The sequence below is a fragment of the Candidatus Leptofilum sp. genome (assembly GCF_965223525.1).
Lineage (GTDB): Bacteria > Chloroflexota > Anaerolineae > Promineifilales > Promineifilaceae > Leptofilum.
In genome coordinates, this window is sequence record NZ_CBDCWX010000004.1 from 409687 (window position 1) to 430701 (window position 21015).

General features: G+C 47.9%; 19 protein-coding genes. 9 read left to right on the forward strand and 10 right to left on the reverse strand.

Annotation, left to right across the window (positions count from 1 at the left end; genetic code table 11):
* Window positions 1-220 precede the first annotated feature (220 nt).
* The 3 genes from ACOQPM_RS01975 to ACOQPM_RS01985 are packed head-to-tail and all read right to left on the reverse strand — an operon-like array spanning window position 221 to window position 3394.
* A complete protein-coding gene (locus tag ACOQPM_RS01975) occupies window positions 221-1147 on the reverse strand; it encodes a substrate-binding periplasmic protein (protein WP_420627544.1) in 927 nt (308 codons plus the stop codon).
* Window positions 1116-2216, reverse strand: coding sequence for a hypothetical protein (locus tag ACOQPM_RS01980; protein ID WP_420627545.1), 1101 nt, complete (start codon window positions 2214-2216; stop codon window positions 1116-1118). Before ACOQPM_RS01980 ends, ACOQPM_RS01975 begins: the two co-directional genes overlap by 32 nt.
* Window positions 2213-3394, reverse strand: a complete 1182-nt coding sequence (locus ACOQPM_RS01985; protein WP_420627546.1) for a hypothetical protein — start codon at window positions 3392-3394, stop codon at window positions 2213-2215. Before ACOQPM_RS01985 ends, ACOQPM_RS01980 begins: the two co-directional genes overlap by 4 nt.
* A gap of 187 nt (window positions 3395-3581) precedes the next feature.
* Between ACOQPM_RS01985 and ACOQPM_RS01990 the strand changes: the two genes are divergently transcribed.
* Together ACOQPM_RS01990 and ACOQPM_RS01995 are read left to right on the forward strand one after the other, a co-directional pair.
* On the forward strand, window positions 3582-4526 hold the full coding sequence (locus tag ACOQPM_RS01990) for a GDP-mannose 4,6-dehydratase (RefSeq protein ID WP_420627547.1): 945 nt from the start codon (window positions 3582-3584) through the stop codon (window positions 4524-4526).
* A gap of 46 nt (window positions 4527-4572) precedes the next feature.
* Complete coding sequence (locus tag ACOQPM_RS01995; protein WP_420627548.1) at window positions 4573-5367, forward strand: TlyA family RNA methyltransferase; 795 nt, start codon at window positions 4573-4575, stop codon at window positions 5365-5367.
* Here ACOQPM_RS01995 and ACOQPM_RS02000 read toward each other — a convergent pair.
* The 3 genes from ACOQPM_RS02000 to ACOQPM_RS02010 form a co-directional block, all read right to left on the reverse strand.
* The gene (locus ACOQPM_RS02000; protein ID WP_420627549.1) at window positions 5364-6167 is read right to left on the reverse strand and encodes a sensor histidine kinase; all 804 of its coding nucleotides are present in this window, start codon (window positions 6165-6167) and stop codon (window positions 5364-5366) included. The genes ACOQPM_RS01995 and ACOQPM_RS02000 overlap by 4 nt on opposite strands.
* A gap of 179 nt (window positions 6168-6346) precedes the next feature.
* Complete coding sequence (locus ACOQPM_RS02005) at window positions 6347-7546, reverse strand: tetratricopeptide repeat protein (RefSeq protein WP_420627550.1); 1200 nt, start codon at window positions 7544-7546, stop codon at window positions 6347-6349.
* Window positions 7546-8958: an NB-ARC domain-containing protein gene (locus ACOQPM_RS02010; protein ID WP_420627551.1), complete on the reverse strand. Its 1413-nt coding sequence runs from the start codon at window positions 8956-8958 to the stop codon at window positions 7546-7548. Before ACOQPM_RS02010 ends, ACOQPM_RS02005 begins: the two co-directional genes overlap by 1 nt.
* A 243-nt stretch (window positions 8959-9201) precedes the next feature.
* Here ACOQPM_RS02010 and ACOQPM_RS02015 point away from each other — a divergent pair, with 243 nt between their 5' ends.
* Window positions 9202-9381 (forward strand): hypothetical protein, encoded by a 180-nt coding sequence (locus tag ACOQPM_RS02015; protein ID WP_420627552.1) that lies wholly within the window; start codon window positions 9202-9204, stop codon window positions 9379-9381.
* A gap of 83 nt (window positions 9382-9464) precedes the next feature.
* Window positions 9465-9941 (forward strand): DJ-1/PfpI family protein, encoded by a 477-nt coding sequence (locus ACOQPM_RS02020; RefSeq protein WP_420627553.1) that lies wholly within the window; start codon window positions 9465-9467, stop codon window positions 9939-9941.
* 71 nt (window positions 9942-10012) lie between these two features.
* On the opposite strand, the gene ACOQPM_RS02025 is transcribed toward ACOQPM_RS02020, so the two are convergent.
* Complete coding sequence (locus ACOQPM_RS02025; protein WP_420627554.1) at window positions 10013-10501, reverse strand: molybdopterin-dependent oxidoreductase; 489 nt, start codon at window positions 10499-10501, stop codon at window positions 10013-10015.
* Window positions 10502-10564: 63 nt separating this feature from the next.
* Here ACOQPM_RS02025 and lepA point away from each other — a divergent pair, with 63 nt between their 5' ends.
* The 3 genes from lepA (at window position 10565) to ACOQPM_RS02040 (ending at window position 13835) form a co-directional block, all read left to right on the forward strand.
* On the forward strand, window positions 10565-12370 hold the full coding sequence (gene lepA, locus ACOQPM_RS02030) for a translation elongation factor 4 (RefSeq protein WP_420627555.1): 1806 nt from the start codon (window positions 10565-10567) through the stop codon (window positions 12368-12370).
* A 45-nt stretch (window positions 12371-12415) separates the two neighbouring features.
* Window positions 12416-12682 (forward strand): TfoX/Sxy family protein, encoded by a 267-nt coding sequence (locus tag ACOQPM_RS02035; protein ID WP_420627556.1) that lies wholly within the window; start codon window positions 12416-12418, stop codon window positions 12680-12682.
* A 100-nt stretch (window positions 12683-12782) separates the two neighbouring features.
* Complete coding sequence (locus tag ACOQPM_RS02040; protein ID WP_420627557.1) at window positions 12783-13835, forward strand: quinone-dependent dihydroorotate dehydrogenase; 1053 nt, start codon at window positions 12783-12785, stop codon at window positions 13833-13835.
* Between the two features lie 227 nt (window positions 13836-14062).
* On the opposite strand, the gene ACOQPM_RS02045 is transcribed toward ACOQPM_RS02040, so the two are convergent.
* The 3 genes from ACOQPM_RS02045 to ACOQPM_RS02055 form a co-directional block, all read right to left on the reverse strand.
* The gene (locus ACOQPM_RS02045) at window positions 14063-15688 is read right to left on the reverse strand and encodes a pentapeptide repeat-containing protein (protein ID WP_420627558.1); all 1626 of its coding nucleotides are present in this window, start codon (window positions 15686-15688) and stop codon (window positions 14063-14065) included.
* A gap of 65 nt (window positions 15689-15753) precedes the next feature.
* Complete coding sequence (locus ACOQPM_RS02050; protein ID WP_420627559.1) at window positions 15754-18039, reverse strand: pentapeptide repeat-containing protein; 2286 nt, start codon at window positions 18037-18039, stop codon at window positions 15754-15756.
* 42 nt (window positions 18040-18081) lie between these two features.
* Window positions 18082-18570, reverse strand: a complete 489-nt coding sequence (locus tag ACOQPM_RS02055; protein WP_420627560.1) for a hypothetical protein — start codon at window positions 18568-18570, stop codon at window positions 18082-18084.
* A gap of 690 nt (window positions 18571-19260) precedes the next feature.
* Here ACOQPM_RS02055 and ACOQPM_RS02060 point away from each other — a divergent pair.
* Complete coding sequence (locus tag ACOQPM_RS02060) at window positions 19261-19557, forward strand: acylphosphatase (protein WP_420627561.1); 297 nt, start codon at window positions 19261-19263, stop codon at window positions 19555-19557.
* Between the two features lie 181 nt (window positions 19558-19738).
* The gene (locus tag ACOQPM_RS02065) at window positions 19739-21013 is read left to right on the forward strand and encodes a hypothetical protein (RefSeq protein WP_420627562.1); all 1275 of its coding nucleotides are present in this window, start codon (window positions 19739-19741) and stop codon (window positions 21011-21013) included.
* Window positions 21014-21015 lie beyond the last annotated feature (2 nt).

Consider the following 21015-nt stretch of genomic DNA (forward strand, 5'->3'; position numbering starts at 1 on the left):
TCCATTTTTTAAACCGGGATCACTTAAGATGCTCACCAATATCCCAAAGGGAATAATAAAGAAATAGGTTGCGAGTACGAGCATTATTAGCGCATTGCCGTAGATGGGTACGAACATTAATCTTCTCGACATGGTGGTTTAGCCTTCTCTTGATGGATTGGTTGGATTTACCAATTCTGTCAGTTTTGAAGAAGAAAACGCAAGCACTCATGTGTCATTTTTAAGATCCGAGCCATTCTGTTTCGATTTGGTCAAGCTGGCCAGAGCTTCGTACTGTGTTTAAGCTTTGGTTGAGCATAACGAGTAGCTGTTCGTCTTCACTACGCACAACAAAGGCAAAAGGTTCTACGGTAACGCTTTCAGGTAGCCGTTTGAGGCCGTCGTTGTCGCGCAAAAAGAGACGGCCGCTTATGGCGTCGGTAAGGGCGGCGTGGGCATTGTTTTGCTGTACGGCCGTTATCGCCTCATCTGCCGTAGAAAAAGTCAAAATTTCCAACCCTTCCACCCGCTTTGCCCACTCGGTCGCTTCCACATGCCCTAAACTGCCAAGTTCCACCGCCAGCTTGTGGCCGCTCAAATCGGCCATCGTTTCGATGGTGTCATTGCCCTTCGGGACAATCAGGATTTCGCCTGCGTTAAAGTATGGTTCGCTGTAGCTAAAATCCCGCGTCCGCTCCGGGATGATGACCAGGGCCGAGATGAGGACATCTACTTGCTCGGTGGCCAGGGCATCGTACAGGCCGTCGTAGCCAAAGTAGACAAACTGCACCTCCACGCCCAAATTAGCCGCAATCGCTTTGGCTAAATCTACGTCCAGACCGTAGACGCCAGCGCTTGTAGCGCCGCCGTCATCCACCTCGAACGGCGGGTAGGTGGGGTCTAGCCCCACGCGCAGAACGCCCGCTGCCTGCACCTGTTCCCAGCTAGAATCGGCCGTTTGGCAACCCATTTGCAGAGAAATGAAGGTGAGGATGAGAACGGCCGTTAGCCACAACCCACCTTTAGCATAGCTACCAAACGATCTGAATTCGATCTGAACTGTGGAATGGTTGCGTATTGCGTGTTGCGTATCGCGTAATGGTTTCTCTACGCAATACGCACTACACAATATTCGTTTAATTCCCTGTAAACCGCTGCAATTCTTCATAAATTGGCTTCTCAACAAACTCCGGGGTGACAAGGGTGTAATAATCCATGATGCTTTTGGTGGGGGCAGGAAAGCGAAAGGCCCAGATAGCGATCATTTCCACGTAAGGCCAATTCTTTTCGGCGTGGGTGAAGGCATCAAGTGTATTTTGGATGCGCTGGCCGGGGCGTACCGCTTGCGTCCAGCGGGGGTGGTCGTTCCAGCCAAATTCGGTGATGTAAATTTGGGTGTCGGCGTCGCCGTGGCGCAGCATCACCTCCCGCACCAGCTCCACGCGGCGGAAGTTGAGGATTTCTGCGCCAGGATTAGCCAGGGCAGGGAAGGTGAGGCCATAGGTGTGGACGGCCAGCCCGTCGAAGTAGTCGGCGGCTCCGGCGGCGTACATTTGGTCTAGGTAGATGAGATCGTTTAGCCCCCAGGGAGAGCCGACTGGTTCCAGCGTGGGAGCCAGCGCCCCGCCCAGCACCAGTACGTCTGGATTGGCCGCTTTGACAGCAGGATAGACCGTTTTGAGCAATTCCACGTAATCGGCGGCCGTTGCCTCCCGATACCCCCATTCATAGCTTAAGTTTGGCTCATTCCCCACAATGATGGCCGCCAGCTTGTCCTCGTAGCGGGCGGCAAAGCGGGCAGCGAACTCTGCAAAATCGTCGTAGGCGGTGGCGTCCAGGTAGTTGAGTGGCGTGTCTGGGGGGCGCGCCCAGCCGGGCGTGAGGCCGATGCGGGCGATGACTTTTAGCCCCTGCGCGTGGGCATGTTCCATCACCATATCTGGATGATCCCAGGCAATGCCACCGTCTTCGGCATGGTAATAGGCCCAGGGGAAAAGCTCCACAATCCAGGGGGACCCCATTTGGCGCACCATTTCCAGGCTACGCTGGATTTTCCACTCTTCTACTTCGTCCGTGAGGCGGGTGTGGACGCCCACAATAGGATGTGTGGTTTGCACGGTTTGGGGCGGCCCCGGCACTATGAGTAACGGCGCGGGCTGAATGAGCCAGATGAGGGTGATGAGCAACAAAAGACGCAGGCCGCTACCAAATTGGAACTTGGGAAACGGCCGTGTCACGTTTGGGCTTGCAGGGCGGTTTGGTAAAAGTCAGCCCACCATTCCAAATGTTGGAAGATGGCGTCCAAGCGTTCTGGTGCGGACACATCCGGCTCAGGTAGCGGTTCGGGCGGCACAAATTTGGCTGGGATCAGGCCGAGGCGGAAGAGGAGTTCATTTTCTAGCTGCACGTTGAGCATCCGGTTTTGGTAATCGTGGATGAGCTTATGCAAGGTGTCGTCGCTGACGTTGGAGGCGGTCAGGACGCTGTGTGGCAGTTCATCAACCAGGATTTGGGAGGGGATGCGGGCGGCCTGGCGCAAGATTTGGTAGCCAGAGGGCGCGAGTTTATCTAGAAAATGGATGCCCCATTTGTGGCTATATTTGCTAAAGCGCAGATCGAGCGCTTTGTCATAGAGGGCCATCAGGCAAAATTGGGCAACAGTGGTGATGTGCAGCGAAGCATCTGGTTCTGGCAAATGATGTGACAAGGTTTGCCAGTTGATTTGGCGAATTTGTTGGGGTGTGAGTTGGTTAAAGACGAAGATGTTGCGCTTGTTTTCTGTGTAGATGGCTTGCAGGCCGGGAATGTTGGGGGAGGTTGCCCCAGATTGAGCCGCTTTTTGCCAAATTTTGGCGGCGGGGAGTTTGTTGATGACGGCCGTTACTGCCTGCTGCAGGGTGTTGAATTGGGTAGCGGCCGTTTGGCCATCGCCGGGTTTGTTTGTGATCTGCCGGAAAAGTCGGTTGAGTAGCAGCTCGCTTTCTGGTTCGCTGTTGGGCACGAGCGCAGCGGAAGCTTCCAGCAGTTGCTGGGCGAGATGGGCGTAAATTTCGTATGGATTGGCCGATGTACGGAATAAATCAAGTGAGATTGGCTCGCCTGCCAATTGTTGCCCGTGCTGGAGCAGGTTCAGTGCCAACTGTGGGTTGAGCTGCAGATGACGAAGGAGCGCTTGGCGATTGGTGATCATTGGGGCGCGCTTGAGCATCATTTTATGTTCTTGCCACAGCGGAATGAAGCTATTCCGTATGGTTCGGATGTTCGTGTTTGGCTGGGTGATGAGCAGGAGGTTGGTATCGGAAACGGCCGTTGCCACTTGCTGCTTGGTTTGGCTGCCAAAAAGAAAAACTGCTTCTAGCTGGTGACCGAGGTCAGCTGCCAGCGTTTGGACAATGCGGTCGAGGGCCGGATTCATGGAGAACATTATACTTTGTCTTTAAGTGCCAGGCACGGGATTGGTGCTGTTTACGGGCGCAAGGCCGTCCACCCATGCCTACCCTTCTGCGTTTGGTTTAGCCAGCGGCGATTTGGCAGGTATAATGTGCAAAGTTGGTTCACGTTGGCTAACTGGATATGATTTTCCCAACAGCTAGAGGAATTGTATGCGAATTTTTATAACGGGGGCGACCGGTTTTGCCGGTTCCCATCTTGTTGAAAATCTGGTGGCGGCTGGTCATGAGATTTTTTCACTGGTTCATGCAGAAACAAGCCACCAGCCGCTGCTGCAGCATGAAAATGTGACGCAGATTCCAGGAAATTTGTTGGATCAGACGTCGCTGGAAACGGCCGTTGTCCAAGCCAAACCAGACCGTGTCTATCATCTGGCTGGGCAGGCATACCCGGCGCGCTCTTGGCAGCAGCCGGGTTTGACGCTGGCGGTGAACAGCGTGGGGACGGCGAATTTGCTTCAGGCGGTGGTGGCCTACGGCCGTCCGCGTACGCTCATTGTTACCAGTGCAGAAATTTATGGCGAAATCAAACCAGAGATGCTGCCCATCACCGAGCAGACGCCGCCTGCGCCGCATCATCCGTATGGCCTCAGTAAATGGACGGCTGGTCAGCTAGTGTCGCTGTTTTGGGAACGATATGAACTGCCTGTGGTGGAAGCACGGCCGTTTAACCATATTGGACCGCATCAATCGCTGGGCTTTGTGGTGCCAGATTTTGCCAGCCAGCTAGCCGGGATGCGCCTGGGGCAGCGGCCCAACCAGATGATGGTGGGTAATTTGGAAGCCCAGCGGGACTTTACCGATGTGCGGGATGTGGTGCGGGCATATGAACTATTAGCAGAGCAGGGCAAACCAGGCGAGGCGTACCTTATTTGCTCTGGCAGACCCGTGAAAATTGAAGCAATTTTGCAAAAGCTGATCGCGTTAGCCGATATTGAGGTGGAAGTGGCGCAAGACCCGGCGCGAATGCGGCCGTCTGACACGCCTTGCTTGTATGGCAGCTATGGCAAATTGCAGGCACAAACAGGCTGGCAGCCGCAGATTGGTCTGGAGCAGTCGCTGGCAGACATTTTGGCGGATTGGGTAAGTCGTCTTTGATTTTTTGCCACAGAGGCCACAGAGTTTTTTGAGGAATTGAGCAGTTTTGGCGAAGAATAAGGAACGCTTGGATAAGTTGCTGGTAGCGCGTGGGCTGGTGTCAACGCGGTCAAAGGCGCAGGGCGTTATTTTGGCTGGCGAGGTGTTGGTGGATGGCGAGAGGGTGGATAAACCGGGTACGGCCGTTTCCAACAAAGCTGCCATTGAACTTAAAGCGCAGCTACCATATGTAGGACGAGGCGGTTTCAAACTGGCGGGTGCATTGGAAGCGTTCAATTTGGACGTGGCAGGAGCCATTTGCGCCGATGTGGGAGCTTGCACCGGAGGCTTTACTGACGTGCTGTTGCAAAATGGGGCAGCACGAGTCTATGCCATTGATGTAGGGTATGGCCAACTAGATTGGTCATTGCGTCAAGATGAGCGGGTAACCGTTTTGGAGCGTACAAATGCTCGCTACCTTGAAGATTTGGGTGAGCTTGTCAATGTTGTCGTAATTGACGTTTCTTTTATCTCGCTGCGCCTGATTTTGCCAGCGGTGAAGCAGTGGCTCACTGAACAAGCGAGCATTGTGGCACTCATCAAGCCGCAGTTCGAGGCCGGCCCCAAGCAGGTGGGGCGGGGCGGCATTGTGAAGGATACGGCCGTTCATCGCATGGTTCTACTCGATTTGTGGCATTGGTTTCGGGAAAATAGGTTTTCGGTGCACGGACTAACCCGCTCTCCTGTCACTGGTGCAGAGGGAAACGTGGAGTTCTTGGTTTGGTTACAAGTTGGGGGAGAGAATGGGTTGGCGCAAACGGCCGTTGACACGTTGCTCGTTCAGCCAGATTCAGAAAGTTAGTGCAGCAGGGTCATATTGGGCATCAGGCCCAATTGGGTTGGCAAGGGCAAAAATACGCAAAACGTTGAGCCTAAGTCTGTTTGGCTTTCTACAGTAATTCCCCCTTGATAAAAGGCGACAATATCTAACACTGTGGAAAGGCCTAAGCCGCGCCCGGTTGGTTTGGTTGTGAAAAACGGGGAGAAAATTTTCTTAAGCTGCTGTTGGGTCATGCCACAGCCCGTGTCGGTGATTTGTAAATAAATACAGGGGCCAGGGAAGGGGGAACGGCCGTTTGCAAAACTATAGCGCGTGTCATTTTCACAAACGGTTTCTAAACCAGTCCGCAACAAAATAATTCCTTTGCCGTTTTCAATAGATTCGGCCGCATTGATGATCAAATTCATGACAATTTGCTGAATATGGGCACGCTTGGCTTCAATAGGCGGCAAATTTCTGGCTAAATCAAGCTGCAAAGAAACACCTTTAAGCAATGTTGTGTTGAGTAAACTGATATTGTCATTGACCAACCGGTTCAAATCAATTAGCTCATTAGGCGCATTCTCTGAATTGGCGTAGGTGAGCAACTGGCGAGTGAGTTCCGCCGCAAACTCAGCCGCTTGCATCGCTTTTTCAATGTGCGATCTAGCAACATTATCCTGAGGCAAGGTAGCTAATGCTAAAGAAGTTTGGCCTACAATACTGGTTAGCAAGTTGCTAAAGTCGTGGGCAATGCCAGTAGCTAAAAAACCAATTGTTTCCAATTGTTGGGTTTGGGGAGGCGATGGGAGCGGATTAGAATGAGCTGAATTTGATGACATAACTAACTTTACATAAACTTATAAGCAGAAGTGATAAGTATATACTCTTCAATTTCGAAAACATAGTAGCACAATGACCAAGGCCATCCCTGAAATTGCCTGCAAAACACCTACAAAGCAGCTTTAAATAAAATTGAAATGTGTCAGATATTGGGGTTTTTTGCCTTGCAAAGAGGGGTTTATTGGTTTTTTAGCAATCTTTTTTGCATATATTCCAATAAATCGTTGGCGTGGGGTGTATCTTTAAGAACCTGCAAACCAGCTATAGCTTCCTGCAAAGTCTGTTCAAATTCGGTTGGTTGCTGTCGCGCTTCGTATAAATCGGCAAGGTTGTCGAGTGAATTGGCCCAGTTAAATGTGTCCCCAAATCGCCGATATGCGGTAATTGCTTTGAGCAGCATTTCTTCGGCCGTTTCCCACTCTTCCATTTGCGTATAGACCATGCCTAAATTATTGTATATGCTTGCCAATTCCGTAGGCTCCTGAATTTGAGATAATAGCTGCAACGCTTCTTGCCAGGCCGCTTCAGCCATTTTGTAATTTCCCTGACCGAAAGCCTGAATGCCTAAATTATTTTTTAGCTGGCTTAAGTTATGCACGTCACCAGAAGCATTAAGAACGCTTATCAATTCTTCTGATAGCTGATGAATGCTGTTCCAACTACCTGTTTCAGCCCACACAGCAATCAATGTTATTGTTGCTTTTGTAAGGAATGATGAATGGCCAAATTCATTGTAAAGGTCATAAGCTTTTCTGGCTGCCGCTTGAGCCTTTTCCCAATTACGAATTCTCCGGTAAATGTTGGCAAGATTTAAGTTTGCATGGGCGATTGTCAATTTATCATCTTTTGCCAGAGTTAACACTTGTTGGCACAAAGCAATGCCTTCACCTGCCTCACCTTGAAGGTCTTTTAGCATCGCTAACATGGCTAACGTTCGGTAGTAATGAGGAGGGTTATTATTGCTTTTATAAATTTGACTCGCCGAATAATAGCTCGCCTCAGCATTTTTTAGGTTACCTTTGTGGTATAAAATATCTCCAATTTTTTCCAAGAAAAATGCCTCTTTATCCTGGTTTTTTACTGTTTGACTGATGTGTAACGATTGGCGCAAATAAACGAGCCACCTATCCCAATCAGCATATCCGAAAGTGATTGGATACAGTAAATAGCAAAGCCTGTAGGCAATGTCGAACGATTTTGGATTTTGTAGAGTTGTTTCCAATGCTCTCAAAAAATTATCATAATCTTCTTGAACTAACTTTGTTGGTTCATCACTCGTCTCTAACATCATTAGCCAGCGTTGGGCATTAGCGATTTTTTGTTGCTCAAGCACCCTGCGCCATTTTGCTTGATCAGAAATGCCAATAGTAGCGGTCATTATTCCCCCTCAATCATTCGCAACAGGAAAATTTCCGTGAGCCGATGCAATCGGTATCGTCTTTCTAAAATGGTGCCGGTAATATCCACCAAAGAAGAAACGACCAACCCTGAGAGACTGTTATAAACGGCCGTTTCAGACAACTCAGAGACAGCGACCAAATGATCCAACGTAAAGCCCGATTCACCCGCTTGTGTCAGGCTAACCAACACGGTCTTGCTCTGATCGTCAAGTGACTCCCAAATTTCACGGAAGATATATTCAAAAATTCCTTCATTTGTTTCAGTGGGTTGATTGGCGGCGAAGCGATTTAAGACGTTGGCCAAAGAATAAAAGCGTAATTGTCCGATTATCAATTTTAAGGCTAATGGATTTCCCCCAACAATGTCGTAAATCTTTAAAATCTCTTCATCAGGCGCATGTGTTAAATCATTAAAGCCTCCTCGTTTTGCCTCTTGACGGACTAGTTGTAATGCAGATTTTTGATTTAGCTCCTTGTGTGAATATGAGAATATGCCTGGTTCTGAGAGAAGCCGTATTCTGGACGTGAGTAAAAATTTAGAGGGGTTTTGCCATTTTTTTAGCTCAGGAATGAGCGTTTGGTAGTCGGCAACCGTTTCAAGATTATCAATAATGATTAAGCAGCGTCGCTCTTTGATAAATCTGTATAGCAACCGTTGCCTTTGTAAGTGCGTCAAGTTTGGGTTGTTGTTTAAACCAAATTGGGTACATAACCGCTCGATTAATAACGGCAAGGTTAATGCCGGACGGCCGCTTTCAATTTGCAATCGCCCAAGCATAGATAAATGAGTATGTTTCGCTGTTACCCAGGCAATTTCATCAAATCTTGTTGTTGTGAGCATTTGCCGAGCCAAATAATCGGCCAGGGCAGTTTTGCCTAGCCCACCAATGCCGTCAATTGAGATGATGAATTGTTCATCTTCAAAAAATAAAGCATCTTTCAACAATCCTTCTGCTTCTTCAATCCCAACTAACGCTTCGTATGAAGGAATACTCAAGCGAGATTCCATTTTATTGCGCCAGTCGCTGCTGGCTAAGATTTCTTGTTGATTGAGAATATCTGTTAGATGGGAAATTGCTTGACGCTGACGATAGTAGAGGGTTGATTCAGAAATATTCAATCGGTTTGCCACAGTCAGAACATCTCGTCTGTGCTCAAATCTTTCTCGTAACAGTTCTTCTGCTTCTGGGGATACTTTGCGTAATTGATCTAATCCAAAACTAAGCACAGCTCGATTTTTTGCTGCCTTGCCAGTTTCTGCCAATGTGCCGTAAGCATCTTCTGTTTGAGCCAGTGCCAGACCTAAACGCAGATTAGCCATAGGCCAGTGGGTAGCATCCCCTCCGTGCCATAGGCGTAAAGCTATTAAAACATCATCAGAATTAATCACAACATCCCTCACATACGTCTAGAAAGATCGATATTTTAGACACCATTTCCAACATTTCCACAGGTATACACGCTATCTTACACACTTTTGGAGATTTTTTGCAGGGGGGTTGCAGTCATATTGAAGCTATTTTGTAGTTTACCATGACCAATGGCTGTTAATGTTTACATGGCTTTACTTGAAGCCGCAAGAAAATGAAGCATATTATCAATTTATCAAACACTTTTGGAGAGGAGGTATTCCATGTTTTCTGTAATTGAACAAAACAAGTTGGCTTCTATAGTGCTTGCCTTAGCAATTTTAGCTTTACTAACAGTCATTGCATTTTCGATACTAGCTCAAGTTAGTGGTTTTGAAGATGCTGGGATTCCGCTCGTGCGGTATTGTGTTGGTAGCGGCGGCGTATGTACCGGAGGCGTATAAAACATCCTCGGTGCAAATTTTTACCATCAGTTAATTTCATAGTAGCCACGACCTTGTGAGTTGTTGGCAACACGAGGAACAGCATGTCTTTACCTTATCGCAACGGAAGAAAGAAACGATCGCAAAGCTATATTCTTATCGGGGATGGTTTTGATGAATTAGAAGTTATCTATTTCCTGCATAACTTCCGTCAGGCTGGCCTATCTATCAAGAGTGTAAGCCTGTTTGATAAACTGGTTTACAGTCGCCAGGGTGTTGGCCTTAAGGCGGATTTTGAGTTGGCGGATAAACCTTTTGACCCATCGGGTGAAGACTGTTTGCTCATTTTGCCGTCTGGCGGACGTAACGGGGATGCGTTGCGGCGAGATGCTCGGGTAAAATCATTGTTGATGGAATTCAACAGCGGCTGTGGCAGTGTTGCGGTAACCAGTAGCAACAAACATTTGGCAAAAGATGTTGAGCAAGTTTGCTCGGATCGGTTGACGTTACAACATCGAGGCAAACAAGGGCTTGAAGATTTTGTCAAGTCATTGACTGAGCGTTTTGTGTATGCGTCTTAGCTTGTTTTGTTGAATAAACTTAAGTGTGAGAAGCTCTTGGTAAATTAGCCGGGGCTTTTTGTACGGCCGTATCACGCTCCCACCACTCTCACTTTCCCCACCCACTTTACCTGTCGCAGCGCATCATCGCGCTCGCTTGGCACAATCATGCGGACGAGACCCTGTTGACGGGTGAGGGGTTCTCCATCCATCTGATATGCTAGCAAAATAGAGCCAGCCGGATCCGGCTGGTGCAATTCGTGTGCGTAAACGCGATTGCCGAAGCCATCAGCACTGACGACCTCAACCTCCGACCAAGCATTTCCACAAAAATGAGTGACAAAATCCAATAGCGTAACCCCGGTAAACGTAAATGGCCCAGATGTGCCGTGCCCGGTGCTGACAATGTAACAATCTGGCACGGAGACGACGGGTAACTGATGCAATTCTTGGACGGTGATGGTTTGGGAACGGCCGTTTATAAACAGCAGTTCAAACGACGGATCATCAGAGGGTGGGGCAGGGTTAGGCTCGTGGCTGTGTGGCTGCAGCGGATCGGCCGTTTCATCATGTGGACTCATAGAAAACCTCGTAACACTTTTGGCTATTCTACCGTAAACGCGCCATTTTGATATACTTACCCCATGACACAAAGTAACATTCGCAATTTTTGCATCATCGCCCATATTGATCATGGGAAATCAACCTTAGCCGACCGCCTGCTGCAAGAAACAGACACCCTCACCGAGCGGGAAATGCAGGAGCAGGTGCTTGACAGCATGGATTTAGAGCGGGAAAAAGGCGTAACCATCAAGGCTTCGGCCGTTCGCATGACCTACACCGCCAAAGATGGCCAGGAATACATCATGAACCTGATTGACACCCCTGGCCACGTAGATTTTGGCTACGAAGTCAGCCGCGCCTTGCAAGGCTGCGAGGGGGCGCTGCTGGTTGTAGACGCCACGCAAGGCATCGAAGCCCAAACGTTGGCTAACCTCTACCTGGCACTCGAATCTGATCTGGAAATCATCCCCGTTGTCAACAAAATTGACCTTCCTGCCGCTATGCCGGAAGACGTGGCCGAGGAGATTGAAAACATAATCGGCTTGCCAGCGGAAGATGTCATTCCAATTAGTGCCAAAATGGGAACCAACATCCAGCAAGTGCTGGAGGCCGTTGTTGAGCGCGTACCGCCTCCTATAATTGATAACGAAGCACCGCTTCGTGCCCTGGTCTTCGATTCCCACTACGATTCTTACAAAGGTGTCATCGCTTACGTGCGCGTGTTTGAAGGCCAACTGCATAAACGACAATGGATTCAGATGATGTCTAACGAAGTGACGGCCGAACCCATCGAAATTGGCGTATTTGCCCCAGCCATGAAGCCGGTGGACACGCTCTCTGCTGGTGAAGTGGGGTACATTGCCACCGGGCTTAAAACGGTGCGCGAATGTCGCGTGGGTGACACCATTACATTGCGAGAGCGAACGGCCGTATCACCCTGGCCGGGCTATCAGGCAGTCAAGCCAATGGTCTTTGCTGGCTTTTACCCCACCGAAGGGGAAGATTACGCCCTCTTGAAAGAAGCGTTAGAACGGCTGCAACTAAACGATGCCTCGCTTGTTTTTGAGCAAGAAACGTCCGACGCACTAAACTTTGGTTTTCGTTGTGGCTTTTTGGGCTTGTTCCACATGGAAATTATACAAGAGCGGCTAGAGCGTGAATATGATCTTGATTTGGTAGCAACTGCGCCCAGCGTGCGGTATGAAGTAAAAATGGCACACACAGGCGAGGAGGTTATTGTAGACAGCCCAGCCGAGCTGCCCGACGAAAGCCAAATCGAAGAGATTCGTGAGCCGTGGATGCACGTGCAAATCTTCACGCCAGATGAATATTACGGGGTCGTGATGGATTTGGTGATTAAGCGACGAGGCGAATTTGTGGGGCAGGAATATCCCGCCCCAGGGCGCGTGGTGCTTAAGTTTGATATTCCCCTGGCAGAAATCATCATTGATTTTTACGACAAGCTAAAGAGCGGCACCCGTGGCTACGCTTCGATGGATTATGAGGCGGCAGGCTATCGCGCCTCTAATTTGGTGAAGCTGGAAGTGCTGGTAAATAAACAGCCAGTGGATGCGTTGGCAATGATTGTGCATCGTGACATGGCGTACCATCGGGGGCAGAAGCTGGTGACGGCCTTGAAGAAGAAAATTCCGCGCCAGATGTTTGAGGTACCAATTCAGGCGGCAACCGGCAAGCGCGTGATTAGCCGCGCTACCGTGAAGGCAATGCGGAAAGACGTGTTGGCCAAATGTTATGGCGGTGATGTGTCTCGTAAGCGCAAGCTGTTGGAAAAGCAAAAGAAGGGCAAGAAGCGCATGAAGATGATCGGCACGGTAGAAGTGCCGCAGGAAGCATTTATGGCTGTTTTGCAGCTAAACGATGATTAGGTTTATAGGCCATCTCCACAACGAGATGGCTTTTTTTGAGGGGAAATGGCAAACTCAGAACTGGAATCGCTGCTTAATTTGGGGCCAAAATCAACCACGTGGTTAGCTAATATTGGCGTGCACACACAGCAGGAGTTGAGCGAGATGGGCATCATGTCTGCGTACTGTTTGCTGAAAGCGCAGGGCTACCCGGTGAGCCTCAATTTGCTGTATGCGCTTTATGGCGCGTTGCACGATATGCCCTGGAATAAAGTGCCCCCCGAAGTGAAACAAGAATTAAAAGCTGACGTGGAGGGTTTTCGATTTGGCTAATTTTTACACACTCTTGCTGTGGCCGGTGTCCTCACCGTGCCACCGGGCGGCTCGGTCTGGAAACCGGCCGCAGCTTGGCTGGTGAAGTGGATGTTTCGATTTGGCTAACTTTTATCAGCGTTTTGTGTTTCCGATTTTGCGGCGCATGGATGCGGAAACCGTGCACGAGCGGACGCTCTCTTTGCTGGAATGGGCGCAAGGTGGGGTGGGATGGCCGTTCCTAAAAAAAATCGCTGGTCCCTTACCCAAAAGCCCAGTTGAATTCGCTGGGCTAACCTTCCCCAACGTGTTGGGCATGGCCGCTGGCTTCGACAAGGACGTGCGCGTGGTGCCCGGTTTGGCCGCGCTCGGCTTTGGGCACATCGAGGTTGGTACACTGACGCCGCGCCCGCAGGTGGGCAATCCGCGCCCGCGCATCTTCCGGCTGCCAGAGGATGGAGCGATTATCAACCGGATGGGTTTCCCTAACGGCGGCGTGCAGGTGGCGTTGCCTCGGCTGCGAAAACTGGCTGAAAAGCCGCACGATTACATCTTGGGCGTCAGTTTGGGCAAGCAAAAGGAGACCCCGCTGGCGGAAGCGGCTGGCGACTACATCGCGGTGATGCAGGCGGTTTATCCTTATGCAGATTACTTAGCGGTGAACATTAGCTCGCCCAACACGCCGGGGCTGCGGGATTTGCAGGGTGGGGATTATTTGGGCGAGCTGCTCGGTGCGCTAGCGGCAGAGAATCAAACATTGGCTGAGGCGCATAACATTGCGAAACGGCCGTTATTCATCAAAATTGCCCCGGATTTGACTTTGGATGAGTTGGATGAGATTTTAACGGCCGTTCAAGACCAACAAATTGACGCCATCATTGCCACCAACACCACTATTCGCCGCGACGGATTGCGCTCCCTCAAACAGAACGAGACGGGCGGACTAAGTGGCCTCCCCGTGCGCCAGCAAAGCACCGAGATCATTCAGCACATTTGGCGACAGACAAACGGGAAATTGCCCATAATTGGCGTGGGCGGCATCCGCACGGCCGCCGACTTGCAGACCAAGCTAGACGCCGGTGCCAGCCTGTTACAGCTCTACACCAGCCTCATTTACGAAGGCCCCGGCCTTCCCGGCCACCTCCTGCGTGAACGGGCGGAATCTCATAGTTGATTTTTTGAAATTAACGGGAAATCGTGATTATGAAGGCGAACGAGCCCAATTTTAGAGGCCGCCTAAAACCCAGTTCACTTGCACAGAAGGATTCGGAGCCGAAGGCTCGATATCTGCATTATGCCGGATGCAACGTATGTCTCCCAGCGGGTCTGGTACGATAGCACGCAACAGGTCTGCGGAAATAACCGTTTTGTAGAGTTAGGAAAATGTGTGAAATTCTACATTTATCCCAAAACGAGGGTAGCCGTCACAATATTGTCCACGATTTGGACAATATTTGGTACAATTTCTGCCAAATTCTTAGCAGCCTGCTTCAATCCTTCCCCCATGATTTTCATCATCGTTTTGTTTGGTCTATCGCTGCTAGCAGTTTCGATAAGTGTCTGTGCTAGTTCGGCTATTACTTCTGCCTCTTCAGTATTGTTAGGAGGTACTTGTTGCAATACCATATTTAATTGAGCAACGAGTTGTTGCAGTTCAGGGTGCCAGGCGATATATTTATGCTCTTGTACCATGGAAAGAGTAGCTGTTACAATATTGTCCACGATTTGGACAATATTTGGTACAATTTCTGCCAAATTCTTAGCAGCCTGCTTCAATCCTTCCCCCATGATTTTCATCATCGTTTTGTTTGGTCTATCGCTGCTTGCAGTTTCGATAAGTGTCTGTGCTAGTTCGGCTATTACTTCTGCCTCTTCAGTATTGTTAGGAGGTACTTGATGCGCCACTAAGTTTAATTGAGCGATGAGTTGTTGCAAGTCTGCTTTGGCTTCATTTACTCGAAGTATAGTGTCATCATACACAATAGATATATTGGTTGGGTGAGAAGAACTGTCCAAAATAATTTTGTAAGATTGTTGTGTAAGGATTGGATATAATATTTCAATAACTATCTCCAAGCCTTCATCTAGAACGTTTATTATCTGTTGTGTTTTCTCAATGTCGAGATTTTTTCCTTCGGATGAAAGTTTTGCTAACTGCCAAAAAGTATCAGCGAAGTCCTGCTTCATTTTTAAATCGTCTGACAACAATTCCCAACCAAATCTAAATTGGTTAGCCACAAAATTTTTGCTCAACATTAAGTAGCCAAACTCTGTCAGGTCCACACCCAACAATACTACACTATCAAGATTAACATTCAGTAGATTAGCATCTTGGAGTTTTGCTCCCCGTAGATTAACATCAATTAATCGTGCCCTAGACAAATCGACTCCTGTCAGATTTGCACTAACTAAGGACACCTTTTCCAATGTTGCCGATGACAGTTTCGCGTCTGAGATATCTCCTCTATCAAGATTGATATCAAACAAATGAGACCAAGATAAATCAGCTCCTCGGAATGATGCGCTTTGTAATTCAACTTTGGCAAAGCTTGCCGCTCGAATATCCGCTTCGATAAAAGAAGATCCCTCTGCAAAAACAGTCTTAGAAATATTACACAGAGACATCCTAGCTTGGTCAAAAAGAGAATCGCCTTCAAATACTGAATCAACTATCTGGGCTTGTTTCAGGTCTATATTCGATCCGAGGAAGCCTCCTTCAAAAATGCAATTTTTCACGACTACCCCGGTCAAGTCAGTTTGTTGAAAATCAATTCCACCTTCAAATCTTGTTTCAGATATTCGTGTGCCTTTCATGGACGAATGTATAAAAACAGTATCACCTTCAAATATGGTCTTGAAAATTGTTATTCCTTGCATAGGAATATCATTAAATATAGTTCCACCTTCGAAACGAGCTTCGGCAATTGTAGCACCAACCATCGTCATATTCTGGAACTGAGTTTCACCTTCAAAAACACTATTGTAGATAATAGCTGACGAACCATTGATATCTTTAAAGTGAGACATATTCCCTTTACTCACAAGGAATAGGAAGTTGGTCCAGACAGAAATAGAATAAAGGGGATCATTGCTCAATCCCAAAAAATAATTATCAAGGTTAGATGTACTATTATTAAGATCGATGGCTTCAAGCTCGATCTTTGTGGGTTCGGTTGAAATATGTGTTTAGCAAAAAGGCGATCTTCATCACTTAGTAAGGGAGTTCCGGTTACATCCTTCCAAACGGTGTCAATTAAGTTGCACCCATCTAGGTTCGTATGCTTTATGGCCGCCCCGCTGAAATTGGCACCTTTCAAATTACTGCCACGTAAATCCACATTATCAAACACGGTATCTTTTAAAATTGTATTAGTAAAAATGGCACCTCGAAAATCAACATCCCTGAAAACCGATCCACTCAAGTCACTGCCAGAAAAATCTATGCCTCTTGCCTCACATTCGAAAAAACCGGAATGCTGAAGGTAGCAGCCTAGAAAATGTGTGCCGACAAAACTAATCCGATAAAAGTTAAGATTGTGAGCATGAACGGCAACCCAGACCGTATCAATAATATCAACTTGGGAAAATTGAAGATTGACAGTATGGCTAGCATAGAAATTTAATGATAATTCTGGTCGTGTTGGCTCGCTTGATAGCTGATCAGAAACACCATCGAGAGAATAAATATCACCCGTTATCTTGTCTCCAAGAATATGCCGGCCTGCTCTGCGGCGTGTCCGACTCGAAAGACCGATCGAGGGTCTTTCAAATTCTTTAGAATAACGGGCGTGGGTTCTGATATCGCCATTGATGCCAAAAAGATATTTGCCAGGTCTAATGGCAGGCCATAATCCATGAGAATTACCTATGCACTCCTTTACATGAAATATGGACTGCCGACCGTTATGCGTAACAAGAACATTAGCGATAGTTGCCATTTCAAAGGAAAATCGCGTATAAAAACTATTAGTGAAGAGATCCCTTAGTAAACCAAAATAAGGATAGTGGGCAAAACGGCGCAAAATTTGCCAATCACTTTGCTCCAATGCCCAATTAAAAATTTTGCGAAAATGGGGCATTTCATCCAATAGTTCTCTCTGGTAGCGGGAAACTGATATACTATCTGCAATCAATGCAGTATTTAGCCCGTATTTTTCGGCAAGATCGTGCGCTAAATCGATACAGTATCGAGCTAACAAATGATAAGCAGCTTGCAGCTCGTAATTTGCCCAAGCTTGCAATCTACTTTTTAAAAATTCATGGAAATCAAGATTGCGGGTAAAGCGTTCCTTATCAGTTACTTGCAATAATCCTCTCTGGACTAAACCATTTAACTCATGCTGAATTTCAGTAGGTTTTCGTAGAGCGATAGCCGCTATCATTTCGTAACTGAAATCAGCAGTGCTTAGGACGGCAGTAAGCTCTAACAGGCGAATCTGATCATCCGATAGACCTTGAATATTCAGAGAGTGAGCTTCCCAGAATGCCCTGTAAATTTCTTGAGGTTGTTTCTCTGCTAGACGTAGTTGCTGTAGATAAGTATAAGGATTCCCATCCCCACGAATAAATTTTTGTGTGGCAGCAACGATGGTGTTTGGATAAAAATTTAATTCTTGTGCGATATCAAAAAGAATATCGCTATATTGATTAAGGATTGATCCGTCCAAGGCTTTTTTGAAAAAGGCTTCTGCTTCCTCGTTGCTGAAAGGATCTAGAGATAACTGATAATCAATCGATATTTCAAATTTCTGGTTGGGGATAGCTATTAACAAAATACGACATTTTTTCCATTTTCCAGTGCTGAGAGACGGCGACACTATTTGCTCAACTATTTTGGAGTCAGTGATATTATCTAAAACAAGTAGCACCTGCTTATCTACGAGAGCATTCCAAAACAGGTCACGCGGTAATGTATGTGATTTTGCACCAACACGCTGCTTTAAACCGATACTATCAGCAAAGTACCACAATTGTTCATGGGCATCAGTTTCGCTCATATCACCCCAGAGGATACCATCATTAAAATATTCCTCTGCTTGAAAGTGGTCGACAAGGCTAGCTGCTAGTGATGTCTTACCAACGCCTGACTCTCCTTGAATCAATGTGATTTGGTTTCCTTCTTGACATAAGGTTTCAATAAGTGCTATCTCTTGCTCGCGGGGAATATAATTAGGCGGCGGTGGGGGACCCTGATGAGGAATTGATGTTTTTTCCTCAATTAATCCATGATAATGAACGTCGCCCTGAATGTCACCTTTAATGGCAATGCCCATCTTGCCAGCTGCAACACCACCATCATTTGCTGCCGCACCAGAACCCGAAGTCGATAATTGAAGATTCTCGATCTTTGGATTGTTTTGATCTTCAGCTTGATTCATTTCGTCCTTAATAACACGTTCATGATTGGCATTTTGTAAAAATTACAATTGTTTTTTATCTGAACCTCCCATGCTGATACCACCTTTTACGTTACCTTGAACTGCAACGCCACCTTTGCCGGCAGCAACACCCCCCGAAGAAGCGGCCGAACCACTACCACTTACAGTTATATTAACTCCTATTTGTTTTGCTTCTGATTTTGCCTCTTCCAGGAGTTCGGCTAGTTTATTTGCAAACTCTTCATCTTTTTTCATGAGCTTTTCTATTTGTCTTCGTAAAGCTGCCTTTACATCTTCATTTTCTGGTTCTAAAAGTATGTCTTCAACAGCTTCGTTGGCGGCCGGTTTATCACTCGCTTGGCTAATAACTGTATTTAAGACTGCGGACACGTTTTTTCCAACGATGTCTCCCAAATATTTTGCGACTTCCTTGCTGCTCTTGTTAATAACAACTTTACCAGCATTAACAATAGCAGTTGAAATTAAGCTAACCACACTAGTTGCTACTACACTCACTGTTACTGGATCCATTTGATTTTACCTCCTAAGGATTGAGAATTTTAAACTGTCCGTTTTTGCAAATTCACACAGGACAAACTGGGTAAAATGGACACATCTCTAAATCTCGATCCTAAATATAAATTGATGGATATATTGAACATTACAGTCTCCTACTATTACGTATGTAACGTACAACGAATTTAACCTTCTTCGTGAAAACTGAGGTGATAAAACGCTGACTATTTATTATGCTGCTCTCCTATAGTCGTTTTTTGATTTTTCTAATGCAAATTCTTTCGCATAGAATTCTCTTAAAAGCGATTTCCCAATCAACTCTACTTACTTCTGAAAGGTATATTTAGTTTTGACAATATTTTTTTCAGGATGCGTCTTCGCAAATCGTAAGTATTCAGGTAGAGGTTGTGAACAGCCTAGCGCATGTTGGCTATTGTTCCTAAGTTGCCACAAATGGCTTTGTACCGCTCGAGATGGTACTTGTCAATGCTGGTTGAAACCTAATTTTTGCTGATTGGCATCGGTTTTGTCCTGAGTGGATGATCGTACACGATGGGAAATAGTATAGCGAAAGATGTTTTGTAGCACAATAGATGTATCGCATACCCTCGACTGGTCGCCGCTTTGGGGATTATTGCCCTACGGCCGTTCCACCTCACCTACTCCTCCCCGCTACCCTTAGGTATAATTCGCCTGAGGAGAACAATGCCTGACTTAGACCCACACAAACAAGTGACGGCCGTTGTGCATGGCTATGTACAAGGGGTTTCGTTTCGCTACTACACCCATCGCACTGCCAATCGGTTGGGGCTAACGGGCTGGGTTGCCAACCAAAGAGATCGCACCGTGAAAGTAGTGGCAGAGGGAGACGAAGCTGCCTTGCACCAACTGGTCGCCTTTTTGCATGAGGGGTCGCCTGCCGCCAGCGTGCAACGTGTAGATGTGAAATGGGCAGACGCAACGGGCGAATTTAGTAGATTCTCGGTTAAGTACATGGGTTAAGTTTCCGAAAACAGGAAAATTGGACACGGATAGCTTTACAGAAGAAGAGTAATTTCACCGCAGAGTTGCGGAGAACGCAAAGATTGTCTCTGTAAGCTTTGAAACTCTGCGCCCTTTGCGCCTTTGCGGTTTGTTTTCTCTGTCCAATTCTAAATGTGATACACAGTTTCACAGAGAAGTTATGGTTGAAGAAAAGAGTAAACGAGAGCGTCAACGAATGGCCTGGGTGGTTTTGCTCGGTAGCTTTACCGTCTGCATGATTATCACCATCGCCATTCCCTTCACCGCCAATGCGTTGGTGCAAAATTTAACCGAATCGCTGGCGGTTTTTGTACAGGCTAATCAGGGGACGGTGGGCATAGACAACACCACGGGCGACCGCACCGCGCTGCTGGCTGGCGAGGGTGGTCTGGTCATTGCCCCCGGCGAGCGGGTGCTAACGGGTGACAATGCCTCGGCACTGATTGCCGTCAATCCGCCCAAAGAGCAAGATTTGCTGGCGCGGCTGCAGGTGTACAGCAACACCGATCTCATCTTGCTGGAGGGAGATACCCCCCGCTTTGGCGTAAGTGATAAAGAGAACAGTCTGAGTTTTCGGCTCGATAACGGCCGTATCCGCCTCACCGTGCCCGAATTTGGGGAACGGCCGTCCCACATCATCATCGCCAGCCCCCAAAGCGACATCACCATCCAGACGCCAGGGCAGTACACCATCATTGTGAACAACGACGAGACGCAGGTGACAGTGCAGGCGGGGGAAGTGATGGTAACGGCCGTAGACGGCAGCGGGTTGACCCTGATCCAGAATCAGCGGGCCGTTGTGCCGACGGGTGCGCCTCCGCAAGGGCCACTGGAAACAGAGCGCAACTTATTGGCTAACGGTGATTTTAGCCAGGAACTCAACCGCTGGACGGTGTTTCCCTGGAGCGTCGAGCGAGCCGACCAGCCTGCTGGGCAGGTGCGTGTGCTAGACGCAGGCGACGTACCGCGCCTCAACATCATCCGCGAAGGCGTAGGCCATGCCGATGTGTTGGTGCGCCAATCTGTCAATCAAGATGTGGCCGAAATTGAATCGCTGCGCCTGCTGGTGACGTTCCGCATCATCAACCAATCACTGGAGGTGTGCGGCATTGCTGGGAGTGAATGTCCACTCTTCGTGCGTGTTAATTACGTAGATGGCGGAGGTTTTTCCAACACTTGGCAGCATGGCTTTTACGCTGTTGGCGACCCCATCCCCGGTGTGCAGCCAGACGGCTGTACCACCTGCGCCATGGTGCAAGACACCCACGAGCGCGTGCCGCTGGGTCAGGAATATTTCTACGATATTGATTTAGGGGAAGAAATTGCCCGCCAGGGTCGCAGCACGCCTCAATTTATCGAGAGCATCATTCTCGTCTCATCGGGTCACAATTTTGAGGTAGAAGTTGTGGATGTGGCTCTCTTGGCCGCAGATTGATT

Bases quoted from the DNA above. Each gene is read 5' to 3' on its own strand.
- ACOQPM_RS01975 (WP_420627544.1), bottom strand. From the start codon at position 1,147: ATGAAGAATTGCAGCGGTTTACAGGGAATTAAACGAATATTGTGTAGT.
- ACOQPM_RS01985 (WP_420627546.1), bottom strand. From the start codon at position 3,394: ATGAATCCGGCCCTCGACCGCATTGTCCAAACGCTGGCAGCTGACCTC.
- ACOQPM_RS01990 (WP_420627547.1), top strand. From the start codon at position 3,582: ATGCGAATTTTTATAACGGGGGCGACCGGTTTTGCCGGTTCCCATCTT.
- ACOQPM_RS02000 (WP_420627549.1), bottom strand. From the start codon at position 6,167: ATGTCATCAAATTCAGCTCATTCTAATCCGCTCCCATCGCCTCCCCAA.
- ACOQPM_RS02005 (WP_420627550.1), bottom strand. From the start codon at position 7,546: ATGACCGCTACTATTGGCATTTCTGATCAAGCAAAATGGCGCAGGGTG.
- ACOQPM_RS02015 (WP_420627552.1), top strand. From the start codon at position 9,202: ATGTTTTCTGTAATTGAACAAAACAAGTTGGCTTCTATAGTGCTTGCC.
- ACOQPM_RS02020 (WP_420627553.1), top strand. From the start codon at position 9,465: ATGTCTTTACCTTATCGCAACGGAAGAAAGAAACGATCGCAAAGCTAT.
- ACOQPM_RS02025 (WP_420627554.1), bottom strand. From the start codon at position 10,501: ATGAGTCCACATGATGAAACGGCCGATCCGCTGCAGCCACACAGCCAC.
- lepA (WP_420627555.1), top strand. From the start codon at position 10,565: ATGACACAAAGTAACATTCGCAATTTTTGCATCATCGCCCATATTGAT.
- ACOQPM_RS02035 (WP_420627556.1), top strand. From the start codon at position 12,416: ATGGCAAACTCAGAACTGGAATCGCTGCTTAATTTGGGGCCAAAATCA.
- ACOQPM_RS02045 (WP_420627558.1), bottom strand. From the start codon at position 15,688: ATGTCTCACTTTAAAGATATCAATGGTTCGTCAGCTATTATCTACAAT.
- ACOQPM_RS02050 (WP_420627559.1), bottom strand. From the start codon at position 18,039: ATGAATCAAGCTGAAGATCAAAACAATCCAAAGATCGAGAATCTTCAA.
- ACOQPM_RS02055 (WP_420627560.1), bottom strand. From the start codon at position 18,570: ATGGATCCAGTAACAGTGAGTGTAGTAGCAACTAGTGTGGTTAGCTTA.
- ACOQPM_RS02060 (WP_420627561.1), top strand. From the start codon at position 19,261: ATGCCTGACTTAGACCCACACAAACAAGTGACGGCCGTTGTGCATGGC.
- ACOQPM_RS02065 (WP_420627562.1), top strand. From the start codon at position 19,739: ATGGTTGAAGAAAAGAGTAAACGAGAGCGTCAACGAATGGCCTGGGTG.